At 72.6% G+C, this 19,729-nt stretch carries 16 protein-coding genes; 10 read left to right on the top strand and 6 right to left on the bottom strand.

Features of this window, described 5'->3' with window-relative positions:
- The 3 genes from EBO15_RS03095 to EBO15_RS03085 all read left to right on the top strand — a co-directional run.
- Positions 1 to 1,856, top strand: a 1,856-nt coding sequence (locus EBO15_RS03095; RefSeq protein WP_147481361.1) for a protein-arginine deiminase family protein, incomplete at its 5' end; no start/stop codon positions are given.
- Between the two features lie 88 nt (positions 1,857 to 1,944).
- Positions 1,945 to 3,153: a carboxylate-amine ligase gene (locus EBO15_RS03090; RefSeq protein ID WP_122192733.1), complete on the top strand. Its 1,209-nt coding sequence runs from the start codon at positions 1,945 to 1,947 to the stop codon at positions 3,151 to 3,153.
- 134 nt (positions 3,154 to 3,287) lie between these two features.
- A complete protein-coding gene (locus EBO15_RS03085; RefSeq protein ID WP_122192732.1) occupies positions 3,288 to 4,565 on the top strand; it encodes a pyridoxal phosphate-dependent aminotransferase in 1,278 nt (425 codons plus the stop codon).
- A gap of 145 nt (positions 4,566 to 4,710) precedes the next feature.
- On the opposite strand, the gene EBO15_RS03080 is transcribed toward EBO15_RS03085, so the two are convergent.
- Positions 4,711 to 5,517, bottom strand: a complete 807-nt coding sequence (locus EBO15_RS03080; protein ID WP_122192731.1) for an SGNH/GDSL hydrolase family protein — start codon at positions 5,515 to 5,517, stop codon at positions 4,711 to 4,713.
- Between the two features lie 332 nt (positions 5,518 to 5,849).
- On the opposite strand from EBO15_RS03080, the gene EBO15_RS03075 reads away from it, so the two are divergent.
- The gene (locus EBO15_RS03075) at positions 5,850 to 8,093 is read left to right on the top strand and encodes a M9 family metallopeptidase (RefSeq protein ID WP_158628113.1); all 2,244 of its coding nucleotides are present in this window, start codon (positions 5,850 to 5,852) and stop codon (positions 8,091 to 8,093) included.
- Between the two features lie 57 nt (positions 8,094 to 8,150).
- Here the strand turns inward: EBO15_RS03075 and EBO15_RS03070 are convergent, their stop codons facing one another.
- The 4 genes from EBO15_RS03070 to EBO15_RS03055 all read right to left on the bottom strand — a co-directional run bounded on the left by EBO15_RS03070 (position 8,151) and on the right by EBO15_RS03055 (position 13,488).
- Complete coding sequence (locus EBO15_RS03070) at positions 8,151 to 9,746, bottom strand: serine/threonine-protein kinase (RefSeq protein WP_158628112.1); 1,596 nt, start codon at positions 9,744 to 9,746, stop codon at positions 8,151 to 8,153.
- A 298-nt stretch (positions 9,747 to 10,044) separates the two neighbouring features.
- On the bottom strand, positions 10,045 to 10,689 hold the full coding sequence (locus EBO15_RS46710) for a helix-turn-helix transcriptional regulator (RefSeq protein WP_267898375.1): 645 nt from the start codon (positions 10,687 to 10,689) through the stop codon (positions 10,045 to 10,047).
- Positions 10,690 to 10,741: 52 nt separating this feature from the next.
- Positions 10,742 to 12,076, bottom strand: coding sequence for an MFS transporter (locus EBO15_RS03060; RefSeq protein WP_122192728.1), 1,335 nt, complete (start codon positions 12,074 to 12,076; stop codon positions 10,742 to 10,744).
- A complete protein-coding gene (locus EBO15_RS03055) occupies positions 12,073 to 13,488 on the bottom strand; it encodes an ATP-grasp domain-containing protein (RefSeq protein WP_122192727.1) in 1,416 nt (471 codons plus the stop codon). Before EBO15_RS03055 ends, EBO15_RS03060 begins: the two co-directional genes overlap by 4 nt.
- A gap of 304 nt (positions 13,489 to 13,792) precedes the next feature.
- On the opposite strand from EBO15_RS03055, the gene EBO15_RS03050 reads away from it, so the two are divergent.
- From EBO15_RS03050 to EBO15_RS03025, 6 genes are all read left to right on the top strand, one after another.
- Positions 13,793 to 14,176: a cupin domain-containing protein gene (locus tag EBO15_RS03050; RefSeq protein ID WP_122192726.1), complete on the top strand. Its 384-nt coding sequence runs from the start codon at positions 13,793 to 13,795 to the stop codon at positions 14,174 to 14,176.
- A complete protein-coding gene (locus EBO15_RS03045; protein ID WP_122192725.1) occupies positions 14,173 to 15,480 on the top strand; it encodes a class I tRNA ligase family protein in 1,308 nt (435 codons plus the stop codon). The genes EBO15_RS03050 and EBO15_RS03045 overlap by 4 nt, the downstream gene beginning before the upstream one ends.
- A complete protein-coding gene (locus EBO15_RS03040; RefSeq protein WP_122192724.1) occupies positions 15,477 to 16,553 on the top strand; it encodes an FAD-dependent oxidoreductase in 1,077 nt (358 codons plus the stop codon). The genes EBO15_RS03045 and EBO15_RS03040 overlap by 4 nt, the downstream gene beginning before the upstream one ends.
- A 20-nt stretch (positions 16,554 to 16,573) precedes the next feature.
- Positions 16,574 to 17,842, top strand: a complete 1,269-nt coding sequence (locus EBO15_RS03035) for a lysine N(6)-hydroxylase/L-ornithine N(5)-oxygenase family protein (protein WP_122192723.1) — start codon at positions 16,574 to 16,576, stop codon at positions 17,840 to 17,842.
- Positions 17,843 to 17,847: 5 nt separating this feature from the next.
- Entirely contained in the window at positions 17,848 to 18,192 is a 345-nt protein-coding gene (locus tag EBO15_RS03030) for a hypothetical protein (RefSeq protein WP_122192755.1), read from the top strand.
- Positions 18,193 to 18,359: 167 nt separating this feature from the next.
- On the top strand, positions 18,360 to 18,839 hold the full coding sequence (locus tag EBO15_RS03025; protein WP_122192722.1) for a hypothetical protein: 480 nt from the start codon (positions 18,360 to 18,362) through the stop codon (positions 18,837 to 18,839).
- A gap of 46 nt (positions 18,840 to 18,885) precedes the next feature.
- On the opposite strand, the gene EBO15_RS03020 is transcribed toward EBO15_RS03025, so the two are convergent.
- Entirely contained in the window at positions 18,886 to 19,641 is a 756-nt protein-coding gene (locus tag EBO15_RS03020) for an isocitrate lyase/PEP mutase family protein (RefSeq protein WP_122192721.1), read from the bottom strand.
- Between the last annotated feature and the right edge of the window lie 88 nt (positions 19,642 to 19,729).

Here is a 19,729-nt window from a genome sequence, read left to right as displayed (position 1 = left end):
GGACGGCGGCGCCCGCGCTGGCCGTGCCCGCGCCGACCGTGCCCGCGCCGACCGGGACGCCGTCGCGGGTCCTGCTGCGCGCCGACACCGACCGCGACGGCCGCCTGACACCCGCCGACGACAAGGGGCGGGGCTCCTGGACCGCCGCCCGCGGCGCCATCATGCTGCCGAACCTGGACGACGACCGGTCCCGCTGCTCGTCCTCGGCCAAGGACGGCGCGCGGCTCAGCGACGCCGCGCTCGCCGGGTGCAACGACGCGTCCGACGACGTGGTGAACGGCGCGGCCGACCTCGCCGACCTCGCGCGGCTGGAGATCCCGGCGATCCGCGGCGTGTCCGGCTCGGCGAAGGGGACGCTGCTCCCGGACGCGCGTTCCCGTGACAAGGTCCGCGTCTTCGTCGAGCGCAAGGGGAGGTTCGTCGCGCTCGGCGCGGACGGCGTCCTGCACGCGGACGAGCTGCGCCGGGGCGTGCGGCTCGCGATCGAGGCGCGCGACATCGTCCGCGACCCCGCCGTCTGGTCGGGGTTCACCGACCTCACGCTGACCGTCGCCGACCGGGGCGCCACGCGGACCGACCGCGTGCGGCTGCGCGTCGCGCCGGTGCTCTTCGAGAACGACCTCATGCCGCTGAAGCGGGCGGTCGTCGCGAACCCGAAGGCGCCCGAGACCCTGGAGGGGCTGAAGGCTCCCTCCAGGTCCATGGTGGGGTCGGCCGAATACCGGCGTGACCTGCGGCGCGCCCTCGACGCGGACGGCCTGCGGAGCCGGTTCGTCGAGTCGCCGTCCGGCGGGGACCGGTGGATGGGCGACATGTACAAGACCGCCTACGCCTCGATGCCGGGGCCGGGCGGGGCCGAGCACCGCATCGCGGTGAGGCTCAGGTCGCCCGCGGTCACGCCGAACTTCCCCTCACGCGACCGTCCGCTGCGCGACGCGTCCCGTCCGGTGTTCACGATGCTGCGCGGCCCGGGGGTGGCCGGGGTCCAGCAGTTCGACGGGACGCGTGTCGACACTCCGGACGACAACCTCTACTACGGGTCGGCCGGTTCGACCGGCAACATGGGGACGATCCCGCCGACCCCCGAGTACCCCACCGGACGGATCGTCTACGGCGGCGAGGGGAAGTTCACCCCCGACCCGACGTTCACCAGGATGCTCGCCGCCCAGGGCTACCAGGACCCGATCTCCGTGGACACCACGTGGCTCGGCGTCGGGCACATCGACGAGTTCATGCACTTCGTCCCCGCGCGCACCGGCCGGGGCTGGGCCATGGTCGTCGCCGATCCGCGCCTGGGCATGGACATCCTCAAGGACCTCGCGAAGAGCGGCGGCGGAGGGCGGCGGCTCGTCGAGGGCGTCGCCGCGTCGAAGACCGACCACCCGAACATGACGGTGTCCGAGGCGCTGCGCGAACCGTCGCTGGTGGACGGCACGCGCATCGCGGGCCAGGGCGTCGACAAGGCCCTGCTGCAGCTCCGCGAGAAGGCGGGGATCACCGAGAAGGACATCGTCCGCGTCCCGGCGCTGTTCACCAAGCTCGCCCTGCCCGACGGCTACCCGCGTAACGACCTCACGGTCACCTACCTGCCGGACGCCGCCAACGGCGTCGGCACCGGAACCGGGGCGCGCGGCTACCTCGCGCCCGCCCAGCACGGTCCGCGGAAGGACGGAACGGATCTCTTCCAGCAGGCCACCGAGCGGGCGCTGGGGAAGGTCGGCGTCCACGTCCGCTGGATCGAGGACTGGGACTACGCCCACCACATCGGCACCGCGGGCGGCGACATCCACTGCGTCACCAACGTCGAGCGGGACCTGCGCGTGACGAGCCCCTGGTGGAAGGCCCCGCGGCACTGACCGGCCGGCCGTATGGGCGAAAGCATCACATAACAGTAAGTGAGGATTTATGCGCATCTGGTGATGAATAGGGGTGTGAGTTCGGTCCATGCCCCCGCGAGGGGGCTCCGGGGCCCGCACGGCCCCTCCGAACCCAAGTGGAGGAGCAGTGGCCACGCCAGGTGTCAGACCCGCGCCCGTGAGTCCGCCGTCGACACGATCCCTGCTGACTTTGGGGGTGGAAGAGGAGTTCCTTCTCGTCGACGCCCGCACCTTCGAACTGGCCGCCAAGGCGGCGACGGTGCTGGCCGACGCGGACGACGGCAGCGGGACCATGCACATGGAGGCCACCCGGTTCCAGGTGGAATCGGCGAGCCCCATCGCCCGCACCGCCGACGAGATGCACGGCCAGCTGCTGCGGCTGCGGCGCGGCTTCACCGAGGCCGCCGCCGCCCGCGGATGCCGGCTCGTCGCCAGCGGCACGCCCGTGCTCCGCAGGCTCGACGAGCCCGTCCTCGCCGACGAGCCGCGCCGGCACGTCCAGCGCGCCCGCTTCGGCGAGATGACCGACACGTTCGTCGACTGCGGCTGCCACGTCCACGTCGGGACGCTCGACCTGGACGAGGCGGTGCGCGCCGCCGACCACCTGCGGCCCTGGCTGCCCACGCTCATCGCGCTCGGCGCCAACTCGCCGTTCAAGGACGGCGCCGACACCGGCCACGCCAGCTGGCGCACGGTCGCGGGCTCGGTGTGGCCCTGCTCCGGCATCCCGCCGCGCATGCGCACGCCCGAGCGCTACCTGGAGTCCCTGGAGACGCTGATCTCCACCGGGACGATCATGGACGCGAAGATGGTCTACTGGGACGCCCGGCCGTCCATGACGTGGCCGACGCTCGAGATCCGCGCGCCCGACGTGGCGATGAGCGTCGAGGAGGCCGTCCTGCAAGCCGTCCTGGCGCGCGCGCTGGTGAAGGCGTCGCTGCGGGCGCACGAGCAGGGACTGCCGGTCCCCGCCGTCCGGGACGAGGTCCTCGCGCCGGCCCGCTGGCGCGCCGCGCGGGACGGCCTCGAAGGACAGGCCCTCGACCCGCGCACCGCCGAACTCGTCCCGGCCCACGCCCTGCTCGACGACCTCGTCGTCCACCTGGACGACGAGCTGCGCGAGGCCGGCGACCTCGACTACGTCGACGCCACCCTCGCCCGGCTGCGCCGGGACGGCTGCGGCGCGCACCGGCAGCGCAAGGTCTTCGAGGAGCGCGGCCGGTTCACCGACGTCGTCCGCTATCTCGCGGACGTCACCGAGGCCCGGGAGCGCTGACCGTCCCGCGGCGCGCGCCGCGGCGGTCCACAACCCGCCCGGGGCCCGCGTCGCGGCACGGTCATGTCCCGTGCCGACTCACGACCCTGACGTCAGCCGCCGAGGCTGACCGCGGCAGAAGGAGAGACCGAGCGATGATCCGCTCGCGCATGGCTCCCAACCTGAAGTTCAACCAGGTCGTGGACCGGCTGAACGCCGCCGGCGCCGACATCCTGAACCTGGCGTTCGGGGAGTCCCGGCTGCCACTCATGGAGTCGCTCGCCGAGCTGCTGTCGGCCGCGGCCTACCAGACCACCTACGGACCGGTCGCCGGAACGCAGGCCGTCCGCGACGCGGCCGCCGGATACTTCGGACGCCGCCGCCTGCCCACCGACCCCGAACGGGTCATCGTCGCACCCGGCAGCAAACCGCTCCTCATGGCCGTCCAGCACGCCGTCCCCGGCGACTGCATCCTGCCGCAGCCCTGCTGGAACAGCTACGCGCCGCAGGCGCGCCTCGCGGGCAAGACCCCGATCAGCGTGCCCATCACGCGCAGGTACGGCGGCGTCCCGGATCCGCTCGCGCTGCGGGCCGCGATCCGGACGGCCCGCGCGCGCGGCCTCGACCCGCGCCTCATGATCCTCACCGTCCCCGACACGCCGACGGGCACGGTCGCCTCGCCCGAGACCGTGCGGGCGGTGTGCGCGATCGCCGAGGACGAGGACCTCATCGTCGTCTCCGACGAGATCTACCGCGACATCATCCACGATCCCGGAACCGAGCTGCTCAGCCCCGCCGAGATCGTCCCGCACCGGACGGTCGTCACCACCGGCCTCTCCAAGAGCCTCGCACTCGGCGGCTGGCGCATCGGCGCGGCCCGGTTCCCGGTGGGCGAACGCGGCGACCGGATCCAGGCGGGCGTCATGGCGGTGGCCAGCGAGGTGTGGTCGACGCTGGCCCACCCGATGCAGGAGGCCGCCGACTACGCGTTCGGTGACCCGCCCGATGTCAGGCAGCGGCTGGAGGCGAGCGCCCGGCTGCACGGCGCCGTCGCCCGCGCGATGCACTCCGTCATGGTCGGCGCGGGAGCGCTGTGCCGTCCGCCCACCGGAGCCTTCTACGTCTATCCCGACTTCGAGCCGATGCGGACGCCGCTCGCCGCGCTGGGCGTCACCGACTCACGGTCGCTCCAGAGGTTCCTCTTCGACGAGTACGACATCGCCGTCTTCTCTGGTCACCTGCTCGGCGACGACCCGGACGCCCTGCGCTTCCGGGCGGCGACGAGCATGCTCTACGGCCCCACGGTCGAGGACCAGACGGCCGCGCTGGCGAGCGCCGATCCGGTGAACCTGCCGCACATCCGCAAGACCATGACCCGTGTCGAGACCGCCCTGGCGCATCTCCGCTCCCGCTGCCTCGAGGGCGCCGTCTGATCCACCGATCGACGGTTCGGGCAGGAAAGCCGTCAGCCCCTCGGGGATCCGAGGGGCTGACGGCTTCAGGCGCGGGGCCGCATCCTGGACGCCACTTCCGGACGTCAGGTCAGCGCAGTTCAGCGTGCCCGAAAAGTGCCGGCGCCTACTTGAACGCGGCGACGCCGTTCTTGAATCCGGGCAGGTAGCCGCTGGACTGGCCGAGCGCGGTCGGGTGGTAGGAGTTCCCGATCGGGATCGTGACCGAGTTCAGCCAGTCGTCGCCCGAGCAGAGCTCGTGGGTGTTGAAGATGGGCCTGACGTCGGAGAACGTGAACCCGGCGCGGGACGAGGCGGCCGAGATCGTGCTGTCGAGCGCGTCCGCGGCGGAGTTCAGGGCGGTCCGCTTGGTGTTGCTCAGGCCGATGCAGATCCCGCCGTTCATGTAGTAAAGGTGCGGGTATCCGAGCACCACGAATTTCGCGGACGGGGCCTTGGAACGCATCGACCCGTAGAGCGTGTCGAGCTTTCCGGGAAGCGTGTTCTGCGCGTAGGTCTTCGCGTTATTGACCGCCGTCAGACAGGTCGAGTCGGAGTTCAGCACGCACGTCTGCATGACGTTGGCGAACCCGGCGTCGTTGCCGCCGACCGTGATGCTGGCGAGCGTGGTCGAGGAGTTCAGGGCCCCCAGCTGGCCGCTGGTCACCGTGTCGGTCGTCGCGCCGGAGCAGGCGACGAAGCTGAACGACGACGGGCCGTTCGCGTTGGCCCAGAGCTGCGGGTACGCCTTGGTGCTGCGCGAACAGGAGCCGCTGGAGGAGTCGTAGGACCCGGCGCCGACGCCGGCGGAGTAGGAGTCGCCGAGCGCGACGTAGTTCTGGCCGGCGGCGTGCGCCGTCCCGGAGGTGAGCAGGGTCGCGCCGACCATGGCGGCGGTACCGGCGGAGAACGCGAGCAGGCGGGGGACGCGCATGGGGCACTCCTGAAACGGGGGGTTTGATCTCCTCTCTTATACATCGCGTCCCTAATTACAGTCCCCGTCAAAAAGCGCGCACTTTTCGGCGAGATTCGCCATTGACGCGAGGGGATCCGGCGACCTTCTCACGGAACGCCCCGGAACGCGTCATGTCGCGTTCGCGCGACGCGCCGGGGCGCTCACGCTCGGTGCCGGCACACAGGTCCGTGAACGGCCCATGAATTGGGCCTTGTTAGGACATGTCGTATGTGACATTTTACAGCCGTCCACACAAGACCGGCCGGTCTCGTCCAACTCTCCACTCCCCCCGTTCAGAGGAGAAGCTGGCCATGTCCGCACGCCGATGGGTGACCACGCTCCTGGCCACCGTCGCCATCGCGGCAGGAGGCATGGGCGCCCCCGCCCTCGCCGCCCCCGCTCCCACACCCGCCAAACCCGCTCCCGTCCACCACGACCGCGAGATCTCCGGCGCGACCAGGCTGGTCAAGCCGGACGAGATGAACGTGCGGAAGGGCGCCAAGCTCCGCGCCCCGCTCACGCCGTCCCTCGCCAAGGCCCCCAAGAAGCTCCTCAAGCCGGTCGCACCGACCCTCACCGCGGCCTCCTGCTCGGTGTCGGACTTCACCGGGAACACCGGAACCGCCCTGGTCAACGCCGTGAAGGCGGCGTCGGTCGACTGCATCAACAGCCTGTTCTCGATCACCGGGCAGGACCAGTACGGCGCCTTCCGCGAGGCGCAGATGGTCACGATCGCGAACGCGCTGCGCGGCAACGCCTCGTCCTATGACGGGACGAACGCGACCAGCACCGAGCAGCTCGTCCTGTTCCTCCGGGCGGGCTACTACGTGCAGTACTACAACCCCGGAACGGTCGGCCAGTACACGAAGACGCTGGCCACCGCCACCGAGGGCGCGCTGGACGCGTTCTACGCCAACTCGGCGTCGGGCACGGTCAGCGACGCGAACGGCGAGATCCTGGGCGAGGCGGTCATCCTGATCGACAGCTCCTCGGAGAACGCCCGCTACCTGTACGTGGTGAAGCGCCTGCTCGCCGCGTACAACAGCGCGTACGACGCGTCCTGGTACATGAGGAACGCGGTGAACAACGTCTACACGGTGCTGTTCCGCGGCCAGTGGGTCACCGGATACCCGGAGGCCGTGCAGGCCGACCCGAGCATCGTCGACGCGGTCTACGGCTTCGCCCGCGACCACGTGAACCTGCTCGGCACCGCCTCGGCGTTCCTGGAGTCGAACGCGGGCGGCGAGACCGCCCGGTTCGTCCAGTACGCGGGGTTGCAGAGCAAGGTGCGGCCGCTCATCAAGAGCCTGCTCGACAGCAGCTCCATCACCGGCACCACCGCGGCGCTGTGGGTCCGGGTCGCCGACGTCACCAGCGGTTACGACGACTCGAACTGCTCGTACTACGGCACCTGTGACCTGTCCAACCGCGTCAAGCAGGCCGTCCTGACGCAGAGCTACACGTGCAGCGCGAACGTCCTCCACATCATCGCCCAGGCCCTCACCTCGGACGAGGCGAACGCCGCCTGCACGAGCATGCTCAACCAGAACGCCTACTTCCACACCCTCGTGAACGACGGCGGAAACCCCGTCGCCAACGACTACAACTCCAACATGGAAGTGGTCGTCTTCCATTCACCGGACGACTACCAGACCTACGCCGGCGTCATCTTCGGCATCGACACCAACAACGGCGGGATGTACCTCGAGGGCGACCCGTCGTCCCAGACGAACACCCCGCGGTTCATCGCCTACCAGCGGTCCGACGACAACGGCTTCGCGGCCCGCATCTGGAACCTCAACCACGAGTACACGCACTACCTCGACGGACGTTACGACCAGTACGGCGACTTCAACGCCTCGACCGTCAAGCCCGACATCTGGTGGGTCGAGGGCGTCGCGGAGTACGTCTCCTACTCGTACCGGAAGCTCGACTACACCGACGCGCTCAACGAGGCCAAGAACCACACCTACGCGCTGAGCACGCTCTTCGACACCACCTACGACAACACCAATGTGAACCGCACCTACCACTGGGGCTACCTGGCGGTCCGGTTCATGTTCGAGAAGCACCCGGCGGACGTCACGCGCCTGCTCGGTTCCTACCGCGCCGGAAAGTACGACGACGCCTACAACTTCACCAAGTCCCTGAACTACGACAGCGAGTTCACCACCTGGCTGGACTCCCTCTCCGGCGGTGGCGGCACCCCGCCCGGCGGCGGCACGACCTGCGACGGGACCGACACGCGCACCCTCGGCAAGGACTGCCAGCGCACCGGGATCTCCGCGACCGCCGGGAACTACGCCTACTTCTACCTGTACGTCCCGGCCGGGACGAGCAGCCTCACCATCACGACGTCCGGCGGTAGCGGAAACGCCGACCTCTACTACAACCCGACCAGCTGGGCGACGACCGGCGCCTACACCTCCAAGTCCACCAATTCGGGGAACTCCGAGTCCCTGACCGTCACCGGCCTGAACGGCGGCGGCTACAACTACGTCAGCCTCTACGCCAACACCGGCTTCAGCGGCGTGACCATCTCCACCAAGTACTAGAACCCGACGGGAACGCCCTCACAGTGCCCGCTGTGAGGGCGTTCCCCCGTTCCGGGATCAGGACGTGGTCTTGCAGGTCGTGCCGTCGGCGAAGATCGGCGAATGCCCCGGGAACCGCCATTTGCAGACGTCGCCCCAGGTGACCGGGGTCGCTCCCGGGATGGTGCAGTAGTAAGAGGCGCCCTGCTGCGTCGCGTAGGCCATGCCCTTCGCGTTGCAGTAGCGGTTCATGTCGTTCGAGTTCACGGTTCCCAGCGTCTTCGTTCCGCCCTTGGGCTTGGAACCGCCACCACCACCGCCGCCACTGCCGCTGCTCTTGGTGGGCTGCGCGGTCTTTCTCGGCGTCTGGGACGGACGACCATCCGGGGAACCGGGCGAGGACACCGGGGCATGGGACGCGGACGAGGCCCCCGACGGCGTCTTCTTCGGCGTGCCCGGCGTCGTGGGCGTGGACGCCGTCCCGCTCGTGAGCGGCCCGGTCCCCACCGCACCGGCCCCCGCCTGCCCGGACGTGGCGTGGTGGCGGCCTCCCGAGTCCCCCGCCGTCCCGGCCATGTAGGCCGCGCCCGACGTCACGGCGACCAGGGCGGCGACCGCACCGACCAGCAGGACGGCACGACGTCGAGAACGCTTCGGCCGCTTCGCGTCCAGGGCGGTCTCGGCGCTTGAGGCGTCGGCGGTCCGCTGGGAGGGCGTGTCCGCCGCGGTCTCCTGGACCGGCGCGTCCGCGGCGGTCCGGCCGGGCGCGGACGGCTCGTCCTGCACGGTCACCGACGACTCGTCCGACGCGGTGATCGGCGACTCGTCCAGCACGGGGGCCAGGGCCGGTGCGGACGCGCTGCGGGACAGGCCGCGGAGGGACGCCAGGACGGCATCGGCTCCCGGACGGTCGGCGGGGTCCTTGGCGAGGCAGGCGCGGACGAGGTCGCTGAGCTGCGGGTCCAGGTCCGGGAGGTCGGGTTCGTCGTGGAGGATGGCGTGCATGACGGCCGGGATGGAGTCGCCGGGGAACGCGCGCCGCCCGGTGGCGGCGTAGAGCAGGGTGGCGGCCCAGGCGAACAGGTCGGCGGCCGGGCCGATCTCCTTGTTCGCGATCTGCTCGGGGGCCATGTAGGCGGGGCTGCCGACGGCCTGGCTGGTGGTGAGGGACTGGCTGAGGTCCAGGGCGCGGGCGACGCCGAAGTCAATGACGACCGGGCCGTCCGGGCCGAGCAGCACGTTGCCGGGCTTGAAGTCGCGGTGCACGACCCCCGCCTCGTGGATCGCGGCGAGCGCGGACGCGGTGTTGACGGCGAGGCGGTGCAGCGCGGCCCCCGAGCGCGGGCCGCGCGCCCGGACCGACGCGTGCAGGGACGGGCCGTCCACGAACTCGCTGACGATGTAGGGACGGTCGCCGTCGATGCCGCTGTCGAGCACCGGCGCGGTGCAGAACGGCGCGACGCGCTTGGCGATCTCGACCTCGCCGAGGAACCGGCCGCGCGCCCGCTCGTCGGTGACCAGGTGCGGGTGCAGCAGTTTGATCGCCACCCGCTGCCCGCCGGGACCCCGCGCGACGTGGACCGTTCCCTGGCCGCCGGTGCCGAGTCGCCGTTCCAGCCGGTAGGGGCCCACCGTGCCCGGGTCCCCCGGCAGCGCGGCCGTCGTGTCCGGCACTCCGCCTCCAGTCTCGGGAAATCCGCCCCGCAGATCGTACCGATACGGGACGTTCCGGGAAGGACGAAAGCGCCCGCCGGAACCGAGGTTCCGGCGGGCGCCCCTGTCGGTGGAGCGGGGGAGCGGCGGCCACGAGGCAACGGAGGCGGCCACCGCCGGCGGGGTGCGGACGAATCGGGCGGGACCTTCGCGGGCGGGGGTTCACGAGGACGGAGGCGGTCCCGTCCGTCCGGGGTGGAGCGGTGTGAGCGCGGGGTCAGCCGGGGTCACCGGTGGCGCCGGTGCTCCCCGTGGACGGTCAGGGTTCCGGCGGCGGGCCGAGGAGTCCGCCCCGGGCGGCGAGCAGCCCCGCCTGGAAGCGGCTCGCCGCGTTGAGGTCGGCCATGATGGACGCGACGTGGCGGCGGCAGGTGCGGACGGACATCCCGAGCCGCCGCGCGACCGTCTCGTCCTTGTCGCCGTTGGCGAGCATGCCGAGGATCGCGGTGCGCAGCTCCTCGGGTTCGCCCGCGTCGGGGCAGCGCCAGCCGTGGTCCCAGGTGAAGGCGAGGGTCCAGAGGAGCTGGTCGACGACGGGGGCGGCGGTGATCTCGACGGGTTCGCTCCCCGGCGGGCCCACCGGGAGCAGTGCCACGGAGCGGTCGAGGACGGCGACCGGCGCGGGCAGCCGGTCGACGGTGCGGATCTCTCCCCCGGCCTCGCTGAGCATGCTCGCGTAGCCGAGGAAGGCGGGGTCGGTGCGGACGGAGTGCGGATAGAGGACCCGGACCCGGATGCCGTCGTCCAGCAGGGCCAGGTCACGGCGCGTGCGGGCGCCGTCGGGCGGTCCGGTCGGCCGGGCGGCGAAGTACTCGACCCGGCAGTCGGGGAGGACGCCGGAGCCGGGCGTCCCGGCCTCGGCGCCGGTGGGCGCCTCGGCCGTGCGGTGCGGTGGGGTTGCCATGCCCTCCATAAGACACAATTTCCGTCCGCTTTGGCTGCGGACGCTCATTTCTCTATGCATTGTCCTCTGCCGCGACCGGGGCGTCACCGCCCGTATGCGTAACCGTGATATTTTCATTTCTTGAATTGCTTGGTGAAGGTTTGTTCTCGGCCGGGGCGGACACTGTTGATTTTTCGACCATTCCGGCGCGGGCGGCGAGCACGGCGACGAGGCCGATCGCTCCGCACCACAGCCAGACGGGCCGTCCGACCGCGTGCCAGAGCTCCACGCCGAGCACCGGCCCGAGCGCCGAGCCCAGGCCGAACATGGCGTGGGCCGACCCCAGGTAGCGGCCGCGCAGGCCGTCCGGGGCGGCCTTGGCCGGGTAGGCGAACATGGTCGGGCCGCCGACGATCTCGCCCATCGACCACACGACCGTGGCCAGGACCAGCGCGGCGATGCCGAGCGGCACCCAGTACAGGGCGAGGCCGCCCGCGAGCAGCGCGAGCCCGGCGACGCCGACGGCGCGGGCGGGCAGGCTCTGCGTCTTCTTCGTCAGGGGCAGCTCGCACGCGATGACGATGAACCCGTTCAGCGCGACGAGCGAGCCGTACACGACGGTCGGATGCCCGGCCGCCTTCACGGCGAGCGGCAGGACGGCGAGGTACTGCACGTAGATGAGCGAGTTCAGCAGGAAGGCGAGCAGGAACAGCAGGTAGCGGACGTCCCCGAGCACGGCGAGGTAACCGCCGGACGGCACCTCGGCCGCCGGCTCCTCCGCGCCGTCCGCCGCGCCGCCCTCCGAGGCGGCGGACGAGCGGCCGTCCGGCAGCGTCATGTAGGCGATCACCGCGTAGACCAGCGCCGCGACGGCCTCGCCCCAGAACAGCAGCGAGTAGGACGCCGCGAGCAGCAGCGACCCGAACAGCGGCGCGGCGGTCGCGCCGACGTTCTGCGCGAGCCGCAGCATCGCGAACACCATGACCTGCCGCTCGTCCGGGACCATCTCGGCGAGCAGGTTCGCCGAGGCGGGCCGGTACACCTGGGCGACCGCGCCGAGCAGGGCCAGCGCGACGAGGATCGTCCAGTACTGCGGCGCGTACAGCACGCCGAGCGTCAGCACCGCCGACCCGGCCATGGACAGGACGATCGTCAGGCGGCTCCCGATCCGGTCGGTGAGGCCGCCGCCGACGAGCAGCCCGAGCACCGTCCCGGCCCCGTACACGCCGAGCCCGATCCCGGCCTGCGTCGCCGAGAAGCCCCGGTGCGTCAGGTACAGGACGAGGAAGACCTGCACGAACGTGCCGAGCCGGTTGACGAGCAGCCCGGCGATGACCGCCCGGACCGGGACCGGCGCCTCCCGCCAGGTCTCCCACACCCCCGGCGGCCGTGCCCCGCCCTCGCTCACCCCGCGCTCCCGGCGCCGCCGCCGTCCGAACCGGCCCGCCCTGCGGCGCCGCCCGAACCGGCCTGTCCGCCCGCGTCCGGGCCGGCCTGTCCGCCCGCGTCCGGGGCGCGGCGCCAGGACGCCATGGGTGTCGGCTCGGACGGCGCGCCCGACATCGCGGGCCCCGCCGGGACGGACGCGGTGCCGGGCGGAGCGGGCTCCAGCGTGATCGCCTTGGCGGCGGCGTCCAACGCGGCACGGCACTCGTCCTCGGTGTCCGCGATCGCCAGGGCGGCGGCGTAGCGCGCCCACATGTACCCGTCCTCGGCGCGTTCGACCAGCTCACCGGGCTGCGCGATCGGGACGACCTTGTCGGTGGCCGGGTGCAGGAGCGCCTCGTCCACGCGGAGCGCGCCGAACACCGTCGCGACCTCCGGGTAGAAGAACTCGACGGCGGCCGCCCCGGTCCGGGTGCGTTCGACCGCGGGCCCCCGGCCGACGGCGACGGCCGCGGCGGCGAGCCCGGCGTCGATGCCGGTGACGCGTCCGCCCAGGTAGGGGATGAAGTCGCCGCCGAGCCGGCCGTTCAGTTCGACGACCCGGGGGCCGGTCTCGGTGAGGAACACCTCGGTGTGGGTCATGCCGGTGTGGAAGCCGAGCGCGGCGTGCGTGTCCTCCAGCACCTTGATCAGCGCGGGGTCGCTCAGCAGCGGGTCGTCCGCGAGCAGGACGTGCCCGATCTCCTCGCAGAACGGCTCGTAGCCCTTCCGCTTGTGCGCCAGGTACAGCGGGACGACCTTCCCGCCGAACACGGCCGAGTCGATGCTGATCTCCTCGCCGCGCAGGCACTCCTCGACGAGGACGCCGTACTCGTACTCCTCGACCTCGGGCAGCGTGGTGCCGCGCACCCGCTCGTAGGCGTCCGCGAGCAGGTCCGCCGACTCGACCACGATCACCGCGACGGACGCGGCGAGCGCGCGCGGCTTCACCACGACGGGGTAGCCGATCCGGGCGGCCTCCCGCGCGGCCTCCTCCAGCGACGCGACCGCGACGGACGCGGGCTGCGGGACGCCGGCGGCGTCGAGCGCGGTGCGCGACAGGTGCTTGTCGCGGCAGCGCTCGACGACGTCCGGGGACACGCCGGGCAGCCCGAGCGCCTCGGCGACGCAGGCGGCGGGCCAGATCCGCGCCTCGTCCCAGCAGAGGACACCGTCGAACGGATCGGTGTCGTGGACGGCGCGGGCGGCGGCGATCGCGAGGTCGGGCTCCAGCGTGTTCACCACGGTGACGCCGTCCACGTACTCCAGCTCCCAGGACGGTCGGGACTTGGCGAACAGGTGGATCCGGTACTCCCGCGCGATCGACTCGACGAGGTACTCGCGCCACGCCTGCATGCCGGTGGCGATCAGCGCCAGATGCGGACGGACATCCATTCCAGGGTCCCCTTCGACTCGGTCATCAACGACGCGTCCACGGCGACTCGGCCACAGCCCCGCCGGGCACTGCGCCGCATGGTGCCCCGGCGCGATCGAGACCGTCAATGTTTCATTTCGTCGCGGTTCGCGATGTCCGCATCACGGAAAGCGAATGGCGGCAGTTCAGCTCGGGCGGGAATCCCCGAGGCCCGCCGCGGCGGGGCCCCTGTCATCTTCCTGCCACCGGGAAAACGGCTTATCCGGGTCACAATCCCTTCCGTGGCGGCCGCCTCGATTCGGAAGACGTTCAACGGGAGATCGCATGGAGAAGTTGCAATATTCCTCGGCCCGGTTGACCGAGGAATACGGAATCCGCATCGGCCGGTGGACGCAGTACGCGGCCGACCGCGAGCTGCCCTTCGACGCCATGTGGTGCGTGATCCCGCCGGGCGGGTCCAGCGAGCGCGACCAGCACCCCGAGGTGGAGCTCTCGGTGGTGGCGTCCGGCAGCGCCGACTACGAGGCGCCCGGGTCCGGCGAGCGGACGGAGGCCGGGCAGGGCGCCGCCGTCCTGCTGCCGAGCCGGGAGCCGCACGTGATCCACAACCGCTCGGACAGCGAGCCGCTGGTGCTGCTGAGCATCTACTGGATGCCCGAGGAGGCCGCCCCGCCCGGGCAGGCCGCTCCCGAGGAGGCCGGCGAATGACCCGGCCGACGCGGATCGTCCTCACCACGCCCCCGCCCACGCCGAACGGTCCCCTGCACGTCGGGCACCTGAGCGGGCCGTACGTAGCGGGCGACATCGCGGCGCGGGCGCTGCGCGCGTCCGGCGCGGACGTCCTGACGATGTCCGGGCTGGACAGCCACCAGAACTACGTCCTGGCCAAGGCCGAGGCGCTGGGCCGTCCGGTGGACGAGGCCGTGCGCGACTATTCGGACCAGGTCCGGGCGGCGTTCGCGCAGGCCCGGATCGAGTACGACGTCTTCCTCGACCCTCTCCAGGACGCCGACTACCGCGACGCGATGCGGCGGCTCGTCGGGGAGCTGTTCGACTGCGGAGAGGACACCGTCCTCCACCGCTGCCCGGACTGCGGCCGGACGATGCACCACGGCTACGTCGCCGGTCTCTGCGGGACGTGCGGGGCGGGCGCGGCGGGCGGCGGATGCGAGGCGTGCATGGCCTACAACACCGCCGCGACGCTCCGCGAAGCCCGTTCGACCTGCTGCGACGCCGTCCCGGAGGAGTTCACCGCGCGCGTCCCCGTGCTGCGCCTCGAAGACCTCCGCGACCAGCTGACCCGCACGTGGGCCGGGGCCGAGATGCACCCGCGCGTGGTCGACCTCGTCCGACGGATGCTCCCGGACGGCCTGCCCGCCGTCCCCGTCGCCTACCCGACCGACTGGGGCGTCGACCTCGACGGCCCCGCGAACGGCCCCTTGCACGGTCTGCGCCTGGACGTCTGGGTCGAGATGGCGTTCGGCTACCTCTACAAGATCGCGCGCGCCCTGGACCCGTCCGTCCGCACGCTCGCCGACTGCGTCGCCGTGTGGAACGGCGTGGACGAGCTGTGGCACTTCCACGGCGTCGACAACTCGTTCTACTACGCCGTGCTGATCCCGGCCGTGTTCGCGGCGGCCGGGGTGAGGCCGGGCGTCCTGCGCGGGCTCGCGGTCAACGAGTTCTACCGCCTGGACGGCCTGAAGTTCTCGACCAGCCGGAACCATGCCGTCTGGGCGCTGGACATCCTCGGCGAGCAGGACGCGGGCGACGTCCGGCTGTTCCTCGCGCAGGACCGTCCCGACCGGTACGAGAGCGACTTCACGGTCGACGCGTTCAAGACGGGCGTCCCGTCCGCCGAGGCCGACCTGACGCGCGCCCGCCGCGCGCTCGCGCCGTCCGGGTTCGACCCGGCGCTCGCCGCGCGCCTGCTCCTGCCGATGCGGGACGACCCGCGGGCGCGCGACCTCCTCGCCCTGATCACGGCGGAGCCGTCCGGGGACGCCTCATGAGGATCTGCGTGGTCGGCGCGGGCCTGGCGGGCGCGCTCCTCGCCTGGCGGCTGCGGCTCGCCGACCGGACCGCCGAGGTCGAGCTCGCGGGCCCGCCCGAACCCGCCGACGCGACCGCCGCGTCCGGCGGGATCGTCCGCGGCTTCGAGCCCGACGCCGCGCTGCGCGCCGAGGCGACCGCGTCGCTCGCCGAGTTGTACGGCAGCCGCCTGCTGCGCGGCTGGGCCGCCTACCGGGAGACCGGCTCGGTGTACATCCAGGCCGGGCCGCCGCCGCTGCCGTCCGACCTGGCCGCGATCTGCGCGGCGCTGCCCGGGTCGGCCTCCCTCGCGGACGCGCCGGGCTTCCCCGACCGCCCGCCCGCGGTCGTCGAACGGCGCGCCGGGTTCGTGGCGCCGGGCGCGCTCCGCCGCGAGATCGTCGCGGACCTCCTGCGCATCGGCGGACGCCGCACGACCGCGCCCGTCACCGGCCTCACCGAGGAGCCGGACGGCGCGCTCACCCTGCGCCACGGCACGTCCAGAACCACGGCCGGGGCCGCGGCCGGGACCGCGTCCGGGACCATGGCCGCCACCACCTTCGACCTGGTCGTCCTCGCCGCCGGGCCGTGGACGCCGGGCCTGCTCACCCTGCTCGGCCTGCCCTGCGACGGGCTGCGCACCAAACGCGTCCAGTACACGGTGCACGCCGCGGAGAACCCCCCGTCGCGCGTGTTCGTGGACGAGACGACCAGCCTCTACGGACGCCCCCACGCCAAGGGCCTGCTGCTCGGCGTGCCCAGCGACCGCCACGACGTCGACCCCGACGACCGCTGGCCCGAGCCCGCGCTCGCGCACGCCGCGTCCGCGCTGGCCCGCGTCACCTTCCCCGGCCTGCGGCTCGGCCCGGCCGTCCGGACGGTCGTCGCCGCCGACTGCTACCACCCCGACCCCGGCCTGCGGCTCCGGCCGGTCTCCGGCGCGTCCCCGCGGCTGTCGACCTTCACGGGCGGCAGCGGCGGCGCGGCGAAGACCGCCCTCGCCGCGTCCCGTACCGCCGCCGAAGAGCTTCTGCGGCTCCGCACCCCCGCGTGACCCTTCAGGAGGCATCGCCCATGTCCGAGATCGACATCCCCCACCACCACACCGTCGGCGTCGGCGCCGGCCCGGCGAACCTGAGCCTGGCCGCGCTGTTCGAGGCCGTCGCGCCGCACCGGCTCGTCCTGCTGGAGCGGCGCCCGGTCTCCACCTGGCACCCGCGGCTGCTGCTGTCCGGCGTCCGCATGCAGACCTCCTGGCTCAAGGACCTGGTCTCGCTCGTCGACCCCACCCACCGGCTGTCGTTCGTCAACTACCTCGTCTCGTCCGGACGCATCTACGCGCTCATCAACGCCCAGTTCAACGTCATCCCGCGCCGCGAGTACCAGCGCTACCTGGCGTGGGCGAGCGAGCAGATCGAGGGGATCGAGTACGGCGTCTCGGTGGACGAGATCGGCTTCGAGGAGGGGGTCGGGTTCTCGTACGAGAGCGGCGGACGGACGATCGCCCGCTCCGACCACCTCGTCCTCGGCCTGGGCAGCGTCCCGTACGTCCCGCCGGGCCTGTCCGGGATCGTCGGCGACGACGCCTTCGTCCCCGAGGAGCTCACCGGCCGCCTCCCCGACATGGACCGCGAGGCGCCCGTCTCGGTCATCGGCGGCGGCCAGACCGGCGCCGAATGCGTCCTGGAGCTGCTCGGCCACGGCTTCACCGACGTCACCTGGCTCGGCCGGCGGCCCTGGTTCCAGCCCATGGACGACTCGCCGCCCGCCAACGACTTCTACCGTCCCGCCTACGTCGAGTTCCTCCAGCAGGTCACGCGGGAGACCCGGCGGCGGCTCATCGAGGGCCAGACCCTCACCGGCGACGCGATCACGCCCGGCGCCCTCCAGTCCATCTACCAGGCCAACTACGACGGGATGCTGCGCCTGGACCGGTACCCGCTCACCATGCGGCCCGGCCGGGACGTCACGTCCGCCGACCGCGACGGCGACGGGTTCGTCCTGTCGGCGACGTCCCCGATCGGCCACGAGAAGGTGCCCGCCCGGTACGTCGTCCTCGCCACCGGGCGCACGGCCACACCGCCGCCGCTCGCGCCGTCCCTGACCGAGCTCATCGACCACGACGACACCGGCGAGATGATCGTCGACTCGGACTACTCGCTGCGCTGGAAGGGCTCCGACCGCAACAAGATCTTCGTGCAGAACCGGGCCCGGTACACGCACGGCGTCGCGGACGCGAACCTGACCCTGCTCCCGGTCCGCGCCGCGACGATCATCAACTCGCTGTTCGAGCGGGACGTCTACACCGTCCGCGACGCCGCGCCCAGCGTCGTGTGGGGGTGAGCGGCGTGCCCATCGACTACGAGGGACGGCGGTTCCGCTCGTCCGCCGCCGAGACCGCGTCCGCCGGGGGCGTCCCCGTCGGCCGCTACCACCAGGACGGCGACACCGTCTGGGCCGACTTCGACGGCGGCCAGGTCGTCCGCGGCTACCTGGTCGGCCGCCGCTCCGACGACGACAGCCTGGACCTCGCCTACTGCCAGGTCCTCGCGGACGCGACCGTGGTCAGCGGCCGCGTCCGCTCCACCCCGGAGCTCCTGCCCGACGGCCGCGTCCGCCTCCGCGAGGAATGGGAACGCTACGGCCCCCACGCCTCCCAGGGCGTCTCGGTCATCGAGGAACTCCCCTCCTAGCCCCTCGGGCTCCGGCGCCCCCAGCCCGCCCTGGGGGCGCCGGTCACCGTGGGGGCGGCCTGGTGTGGCCCGGTGGATAGACCGGGTCGGCGCGAGGGTGGACGGACGCGCGCCGGCGGCGGACAGTGAGGAGAAGGGTCGGGAGCGTCGAGCGGGGGCGAGACGTGATGAGGAGCGGCGTCGTCGCGGCGGGCGCGGGACTGGCGTGCTCGGCCGCCGTGCTCGGCGGATGCGCGCACGGGGCCGCGAGCTCGATGATCAAGCCGATCGGGGTCGTGACCGTCGACTCGCATCGCGGCTGCAAACCCGGGTCGGCGGTCGGCGCCTGGCATGGCCGTCCCGAGGTCGAGGGGTCGGGCCGGAACGCGACCCTCTGGGCCCTCGCCGACCAGGTCCCCTTCAAGGCGGGCCGCGACGTCCGCCTCACGCTGCGCGTGACCGGGCACGGCGGCCTGCGGCTCAGCGCGCGCGGGCCCGGGGTGGACGACCTCCCGGCGGTGTCCGGACCTTCACCGGGCGGGATCGCCTACGACCGTCCCGGCGACGAGTGGACGCTGGTGTACCGCTTCCCGAGCGCGGGCTGCTGGCACCTCAGGTTCCACCGCGACGCCTCCGCGACGGGCCTCTGGCTGACCGTCCGGTCCTAGCGGCGCGCCCGGCCGGTCACCCCGGCCGGGCGGACGTCATCCCAGGTCAGGGACGCAGGCCGGTGACATGGTCCTGGAGCGCGGCCATGGCGAGGCGGTGCGGCTGCGGGCCCCAGGAGATCCGCGCGACGCCGAGTTCGGCGAGGCGGGAGACCGTCGTCCCGGGCAGGCACAGGACGTTGACCGGCCCCGGCAGCTCCTTGGTGAGCGTCGCGATCGCGTTCTCGTCGGTCAGGAGGATCGGGTAGACCGCGTCGGCCCCGGCCTCCAGGTAGCGGTGTCCCCGGTCGAGCGCCGCGTCGATCAGCTCGGGGGTCGCCTCGGGCTTGCCGGCGAACACGTCCACGCGGGCGTTGATCACCAGGTCGGTGCCGTTCGCACGGGCCGCCTCCCGGACGGACGCCAGGTACTCGGCCTGCGCGGACGCGTCGGCGAGCCCGCCTCCCGCGGCGAGGTCGGTGTCCTCCAGGTTGCAGCCGACCGCGCCGATCGCGGCGAGCCGCGCGACCAGGTCGGCGGGCGGGAGGCCGTACCCGGCCTCGGCGTCCACGGTGACCGGGAGGTCCCCGGCGGCCCGGACGACCCGGGCGGCCGCCGCGAACATCTCGTCCGCCGGGGCGCCCTGGTGGTCGTCGTAGCCGAGCATCGCGGACACGGCGGCGCTGGCGGTGGCGAGCGCCGGGTATCCGGCGTCCGCGACGACCCGCGCGCTCGCGGCGTCCCACACGTTGGGCAGGATCAGCGGGTCGCCCGGACGGTGCAGTTCGCGCAGCCGTGCGGCCTTGTCGTCGTGGGAGGTCATCCGACTCCTCGGGATCAGGTCCTGGATCTCACCCTAACGACGCCCGGGCGGGCCCGGATGTGACACCCTGACCCGCCCCGGAACACGC

Origin of the sequence: Actinomadura harenae, assembly GCF_003696215.1 — a bacterium.
Classification (GTDB): domain Bacteria; phylum Actinomycetota; class Actinomycetes; order Streptosporangiales; family Streptosporangiaceae; genus Spirillospora; species Spirillospora harenae.
This window is presented reverse-complemented; position numbering and strand designations above follow the sequence as displayed.